Origin of the sequence: Nocardia sp. NPDC059691, assembly GCF_042733915.1 — a bacterium.
Classification (GTDB): Bacteria; Actinomycetota; Actinomycetes; order Mycobacteriales; family Mycobacteriaceae; genus Nocardia; species Nocardia sichangensis.
In genome coordinates this window covers 1-6,635 of sequence record NZ_JBHWFB010000033.1, presented here as the reverse complement: position 1 = coordinate 6,635, position 6,635 = coordinate 1, and the positions used below count along the sequence as shown (strand labels likewise).

Below are 6,635 nucleotides of genomic sequence, written 5' to 3'. Positions count from 1 at the left end.
GACGCCGGGCACCGCGTGAATGTGGTTGGCCCCGAAGCGGTTCAGGAAATCCTCGGCGCGCGCGTCCAGCCGGGCGAACGCGTGCGGCCATTCCCGGGTCGACTGCTTCATCAGGGCTTCGTTGGTCTGCTCGTCGTATTCCTCGAATTCGCCGAGCATCAGCTGCATGCGGTAGTCGCCGTCGAGCCGGGTGAGCCGGGCGAGGGTCATCCGGCCCGGCGCGGCCAGATGATGCACCGAGGCGCCGCCCGCGGGAAAGAAGAACACTTCCGGGTACAGGTGTACCTTCGCCAGGTTCTCCGCCGGATCGTCGCTGCGGGCGGCGAACCAGGTGGCGTGCTGGCCGGAATTGCAGAGATCCCAGATGTCCCGATCGGCGTGATAGTGCCGGACGTCGGCGAACAGCACCGGGGTGCCCGCGATCCCTTTGAGCAGCTGCATGGTCAGCGCGCCGTCCATGTCCGCCTCGGTCGCGCAGACGTGCGGCTCCTTCGGTCCGTTCCAGTCGTAGGGATCGTTGAGGAAGGCCTCGGTGACGTCCATGGTGGCGAAATACTGGGTGAGTTCGGGCTGCCCCTTGATCCCCGAGAAATCCAGGCGCCACTCGTCGATCAGTTCGCGCACCGCCAGATACGAGCGGATCTGACGTTCCAGCAGTTGCGGGGTGAGTTTGGCGCCGTCGTAGTACACGCCCGCGGTGTTGCGCTCCAGCCACTCGCGCGCGGCCTTCGTCTCGCCCGCGTCGGCCAGTTCCGCGCGCCGCACGATCTCCCACTGATCGATTTCCTCGACGTCGATGCCGAATAGGCGCTGCCACTGATCGGTGTTGGCGACCGCGGTGTTCATGCCCATCGGCCGCCCACCGAAGCGCCCGAACGTCGAACCGCGCAGGCTCGCCACGGCTGCCGCGGCCCGCGCGCGCACGCCGATCGCGTCGATGAGTTCGGCATCGGACGGATCGCCCCACAGCCTGCTGTGCCGACGTCCGATCTGATCCAGCGCACCTCCGGCGGCGAGCATGCCCACCATTCCCGGCTGGACCGGGTCGATATTCGACAGCAACAGCAGCGGCCCCGGAATCGCGCCCGCCGCCAGCATGGTGAAATGCGGGAACGCCCAGACCGCGTAATGCAGGACGGTGAGATCGACGCCCGCCGCGGCGACCGTGCGCGCCACCGCACCGGCCGCCGCGTTGTCGCTGATCGGCGCCGCGCCACGGACCACATCGTGGCCCGCGTCCGCGAGCGCGGCCACCAGCCGGTCCTCGGTGGAGGCGATGAAATCGGCGATGCCCGCATGCACATAGTCGCGGCCATCGGAGACGCTGATGATGCCGATACGGGCCATGCCGGTCCCTCCCGTAGGTGGGTGATCGGAGAGTTCGACTCGCTCAAGAGATACCAGCCGCGACCGCGCGCGGAGACGCGTTTCGCCGAAATAGCGCTCGGCCCGGTGCTTCGGACCGCTTAGCGTGGAACCGTTTTGACGACCCGCGACTGCGGGAAGCCGAGCGGCGCCAGATGTACCCCGCCCTGTCCCCACCCCGCACTGGTGATCCACCAGCGGCCGTCCTCTTCGACCACCTCGGCGGCGTGCGCCGCGATGTGTCCGACCTTGTCGCCGATGCGGAAATGGAAAGGATTGTCACTGCGGAAGACGTCGGTGCCGACGTAATGCGGGCGCGGACCGATGAACAAGTACCACCATCCCCCGTACCGAATGACGTAAGGCGATTCGGTGTTGCCCGCCTCGGTGCCTTTGGCCGGATCCGTGTACGCGATGTGCCGATCGCCCCAGTGCACGAGGTCGGCGCTGGTGCGGTAGGCGACGACATGGTGACCACCCGCCGGGGCACTGGTCGCGCAGTAGTACATCACCCATTGGTCGCCGACTCGCACCACCATGGGATCGCGAGCGTCGTAGCCGTCGCGGAACAGCGGGCCCTCCGCCGATCTGGTCCAGTGGAACAGGTCGGGCGAGGTCGCCAGGTTCATCGCCGCGGCGGTGCGGTCGGCGCCGCCCGCGGCGTAGAACATGTAGTACCGGCCGTGAGCGCCGAGCACAAAAGGCGCCCACAGATGCGTCTCCCCGTAGTCCCGATCCACCCGCAACGCCGAGGCATGCTTGGTCCACGAACCGCGCAGCCGGTCGGCGGTGGCGTGCGCGAACTCGATCTCGTCGAACGGATCCGCGGGCTCGGGGTGGGTGATCCCGAAAAGGTGCCACCTCCCGGCAGCGTCGCGAACGAATGTGTGATCGTTGATGTACCAGGCTTCCGACTCCCCGGCGCTCGGATCGTAGATCCGCGCGAAAGCTCCCGCCCGGACCACCTCCCGTGTCGCCATGGATTCATGATGCCGCGATCACGTCCTCGGTGGCGGAATCATCGGGCAACGACACTGCGCCGCAGGTATTTCGCGGTCAGCGACCGGCCGTCCGCCAGCAAGTCCGCCGGTGTCCCGGCGAAAACGAGTTCGCCTCCGTGCTTTCCGCCGTCGGGTCCGAGGTCGATCACCCAGTCGGCCCGAGCGACGACGTCCAGGTCGTGCTCGATGACGATCACCGTGTTGCCCGCGTCGACCAGTCGGTCCAGCAGCCCGACCAGCGCGTCGACATCGGCCATGTGCAGCCCCGTGGTCGGCTCGTCCAACACGTAGACGGCGGCTTCGGCGCGACGCTGGAGGTGATCGGCCAGCTTGACGCGCTGGCGTTCGCCGCCGGACAGGGAGGACAACGACCGGCCGAGGGTGAGATACCCGAGACCGACGTCGAGCAGCGACCGCAGCGGCGTGCCGATCCGCCGGTCCCCGTCCGCGGCCCAGAAGTCCAGCGCTTCCGCCGCGGGCATCTCCAGCACGTCGGCGATGGACGCCCCGCGAATCTCGTAAGCGAGCGCCTCCGGACGGTATCGGCGTCCGTGGCAGGCCTGGCAGATCGTGGTGACCGGATCCATGTACGCCAGATCGGTGAAGATCACTCCGGCGCCGTCGCATTCGCCGCAGGCGCCGTCGGAATTGAAACTGAACAAGCCCGGTCGTACGCCGTGCCGCTTGGCGAACAGCTGACGCAGTGGATCCATGATGCCGAGATAGGTCGCGGGGCTGGAGCGCCGGGAGGCGGCGATCGCGGCCTGGTCCACCGCGATGACCTGCGGATGCGCCGCGACGAACGCGCCGGACACCAGCGTGCTCTTCCCGGAGCCCGCCACGCCGGTCACCGCCGTGAGCACGCCCGTCGGAAACCGCACGGTGAGGTTCTTCAGGTTGTAGGCGTCGGCATCGGCGACGGTGAGCCATCCCGCCGGCTCGCGGACGTCCTCCTTCACCCGCCGCACCCGGCGCAGGCCCGCACCGGTCGGCGTCTCCGCACGCCGCAAGCGATCGACGGTGCCCTGGAACACCACCTGCCCGCCGCGGGAACCGGCGCCCGGCCCCATGTCGACCACATGGTCGGCGACGGCGATGACATCGGGGGAGTGCTCCACCACGAGCACCGTGTTCCCTTTGTCCCGCAGCCGGCTCAGCAGAGTGTTCAGCCGGCCCACATCCCGGGGGTGCATGCCGACGCTGGGCTCGTCGAAGATATAGGTCATGCCGGTGAGGCTGGAGCCGAGATGCCGGACGACCTTCAGGCGCTGCGCCTCGCCGCCGGACAGGGTGGCGGTTTCCCGATCGAGCGACAGGTAGCCGAGCCCGACCTCCTCGATCCGGCGCAACCGGGCGACAGCGGCCTGGGCGATCGGCCGAGCCACCGGATCGTCCAGGCGGTCGAGCACCTCGATGAGGTCGGTGATCTCCAGCCTGCCGTAGTCGGCGATGCCGAGGCCATCGATCCGGCTCGCCAGCGCGGCGGCGTTGAGCCGTGCGCCCCCGCAGTCCGGGCAGACCTCCTCGGTGACCACCGCGCGGGCGGCTTCGCGATTCTTGTCCGACAACGCGGTGAGATCACGCTTGATGTAGAGGCGGTCGAACCGCTCCAACAGGCCTTCGTACGCGTTGTTTCCCGCCGAACCGTTCCGATTCTTGCGCGGCACCCGGAAACCCTTGCCATGCAGGAACAATCGCCATTCCTCGGTAGTGAAGTCCCGCAGCGGCTTGTCCGGATCGAAGAGCCCCGACTCGGCGTAGAGCTGCCATTGGAACGTTCCGACCGCAAAGGGCCCGAAGGTGATGGCGCCCTCGTTGAGCGATTTGCCGCGGTCGATGAGCTTGCCCAGATCCGGCCGCACCACATTGCCGAGGCCGCCGCACCCGGGACACATGCCCAGCGGATCGTTGAACGAATAGCGCGTGGCCTCGCCCGCGCTCGGCACGCTGTGCCGGGAGAACAGGACGCGGATGACGGAGTGGATGTCGGTCATGGTCCCGACCGTGGAACGGGAATTGCCGCCGATCGGCTTCTGATCGACGACGACGGCGGGCGCCAGGTTGTCGATCGCGTCCGCCTCCGGACGCTCGTATTTGGGCAGCCGATTGCGGATGAACCAGGTGAAGGTCTCGTTGAGCTGCCGCTGCGATTCGACCGCCACGGTCCCGAAGACGATCGACGACTTGCCCGAACCGGAGACGCCGGTGAAGACCACGATCTTGCCTTTGGGGATCGTCAGCGAGACATCGCGCAGATTGTTCTCACGAGCCCCGACGATCCTGATGGTGTCTCGATCTGCATGCACGGACCTCACGCTAGGCAGCGATGAGGTCGGATTCTGTCCTCCTTCGCGGCCATACTCGAGTACGTGACCCGGACCGCCGAGCGACTGCTCCAGCTGCTGTCGCTGTTGCAGACCCGCCGCGAATGGAGCGGTCCCGAACTGGCCGCGCGGCTCGGCGTCACGGTGCGGACGGTGCGCCGGGACGTGGAGCGTCTGCGCGAGCTGGAGTATCCGGTGGTCGCGAGCCTCGGCGCGATCGGCGGCTACCGCCTGGAAGCGGGCGCGGCACTGCCGCCGCTGCTGCTCGACGACGAGGAAGCAGTCGCGATCACGCTCGGACTGCGCGGCGCGGCGCAGGGCGCGGTCGCGGGTATCGAGGAATCGGCTGCTCGCGCCTTGGTGAAGCTGCAGCAGGTCCTGCCGTCGCGCTTGCGCCGCCGAGTCGACGCGATAGGCGCCACCACCGTCTCGCTCGGCGGGCCCGCCACCGGTCCGATGATCGATCCCGAGGTGTTGGTCGCCCTGGCCGCCGCCGCGCGCGACAGCGAGCGGATCCGCTTCCGATACCGCGACAAGACGGATACGGAAAGCAGCCGCCTCGCCGAACCGCACAGTCTGGTCTCGGCGGGTCGGCGCTGGTACCTGGTCGCCTGGGATGTCGACCGCGCCGATTGGCGCACTTTCCGCGTGGACCGTGTGACGTCACCGAGGCCGATCGGAATACGCTGCGCACCTCGCACGCTGCCCACCGCCGACGCGGCGAGTTTCGTGAGCAGCCAGTTGGCGCGCTCCAGACCGGTTCGTCCCGTGGTGCTGCGGGTGCATGCCCGCGCCGCGGTGCTGGCCGAGACGTTCCGCGTTCGCGCGGAGGAAGTCGAACCGCTGGACGAGCGAACCTGTCTCTTGCGCACCTCCGCGGATTCGCTGGAGTGGACCGCCCTCCGCATCGCGCACCTCGACCTGGACTTCGAGGTCGTCGAACCCGTCGAGATGAAAGACCTGCTCGCTCGGCTCGGCGCCAAACTGCTTCGTGCGGCGGACAAGCCTGGCTGAGCGAAGGCCGCCGCGGCGTGCGGATACTCGGCTGCCCGATGCGGGAAGCGGCACTACGGTGCTGCGCATGACGCTCTCAGTGGAAGACCGCCTCGATATCACCGACCTCATCGCCCGGCACGGCCACATCATCGATGCGGGCGAACTGGATCGCATGGACGAGCTGTTCAGCGCGGAGGTCGTCTACGACCTGACCGCCTTGGGATACGGCGAATTGCGCGGCATCGCCGCTGTGCGTGACGCGGCCCTCGCGCTCGGCGACGCGAATCCGGTCGGCCATCACGTCACGAATGTGATCGTCACCGAAAGTGAGGCCGACCGCGCACAGGTGTTGTCGAAGGGAATCGGGATCGCCGCCGATGGTCGCTGCGGAAGCGTTACCTATGAGGACGTGGTGGTGCGAGAACCCGTCGGCTGGCGGATCACGTATCGCAAAGTCATTCCGCGCCGCGCTCCACTGGGTGGCTGATCGCCGACGGGCGCATTGTCGTAGAAGCGCTGCCAATCGATCTTGTCGTGGTCTGAATCACACTTGTGTCATTCGCGCCGGAGTTTCGCTGCGCGCACGCCGCTGACCTGCGAAAAAGCGCGCTGGGCAGGCGATTTGACGAAGCGTTATCCGCCGCGTAACTTATTCCAAGTCAGAGCGACACGGACACCGACCCGGAGCCGAGAAGCGAGGCGGAGACGCCGAGCGGAAGTACCGGGAAACGAGGTAGGACGAGGAGCGCCTGGCGATCACACTGGCTCGATCGGGAGCCCGATTTTGATCGGGTGAACGAATGAGCTAAGCTGGAAAAGTTGCCTCACTGAAGGTCCGAAGTAATTCGGATTGAATGTGTGTGCGTGTGTTCTTTGAGAACTCAATAGTGTGTCGATGAATGTCAGTGCCAATTATTTTTTGGTTCCGGCCTTTTCACTCCCCGTGTGG

The 6,635-nt window shown here is 67.2% G+C and carries 5 protein-coding genes; 2 read left to right on the top strand and 3 right to left on the bottom strand.

Annotation, left to right across the window (positions count from 1 at the left end):
* From ACFV2O_RS36640 to ACFV2O_RS36630, 3 genes are all read right to left on the bottom strand, one after another.
* Positions 1-1,347: L-fucose/L-arabinose isomerase family protein (locus ACFV2O_RS36640; RefSeq protein ID WP_379256353.1), on the bottom strand; the 1,347-nt coding region annotated here is incomplete at its 3' end.
* Positions 1,348-1,466: 119 nt separating this feature from the next.
* Positions 1,467-2,345: a glycosyl hydrolase family 32 gene (locus ACFV2O_RS36635; RefSeq protein ID WP_379256351.1), complete on the bottom strand. Its 879-nt coding sequence runs from the start codon at positions 2,343-2,345 to the stop codon at positions 1,467-1,469.
* A 38-nt stretch (positions 2,346-2,383) separates the two neighbouring features.
* Positions 2,384-4,672: an excinuclease ABC subunit UvrA gene (locus ACFV2O_RS36630; RefSeq protein WP_379256349.1), complete on the bottom strand. Its 2,289-nt coding sequence runs from the start codon at positions 4,670-4,672 to the stop codon at positions 2,384-2,386.
* A 63-nt stretch (positions 4,673-4,735) separates the two neighbouring features.
* Here ACFV2O_RS36630 and ACFV2O_RS36625 point away from each other — a divergent pair, with 63 nt between their 5' ends.
* On the top strand, positions 4,736-5,704 hold the full coding sequence (locus ACFV2O_RS36625; RefSeq protein ID WP_379256347.1) for a helix-turn-helix transcriptional regulator: 969 nt from the start codon (positions 4,736-4,738) through the stop codon (positions 5,702-5,704).
* Positions 5,705-5,771: 67 nt separating this feature from the next.
* The gene (locus tag ACFV2O_RS36620) at positions 5,772-6,173 is read left to right on the top strand and encodes a nuclear transport factor 2 family protein (RefSeq protein WP_379256346.1); all 402 of its coding nucleotides are present in this window, start codon (positions 5,772-5,774) and stop codon (positions 6,171-6,173) included.
* The last annotated feature ends 462 nt before the right edge of the window (positions 6,174-6,635 follow it).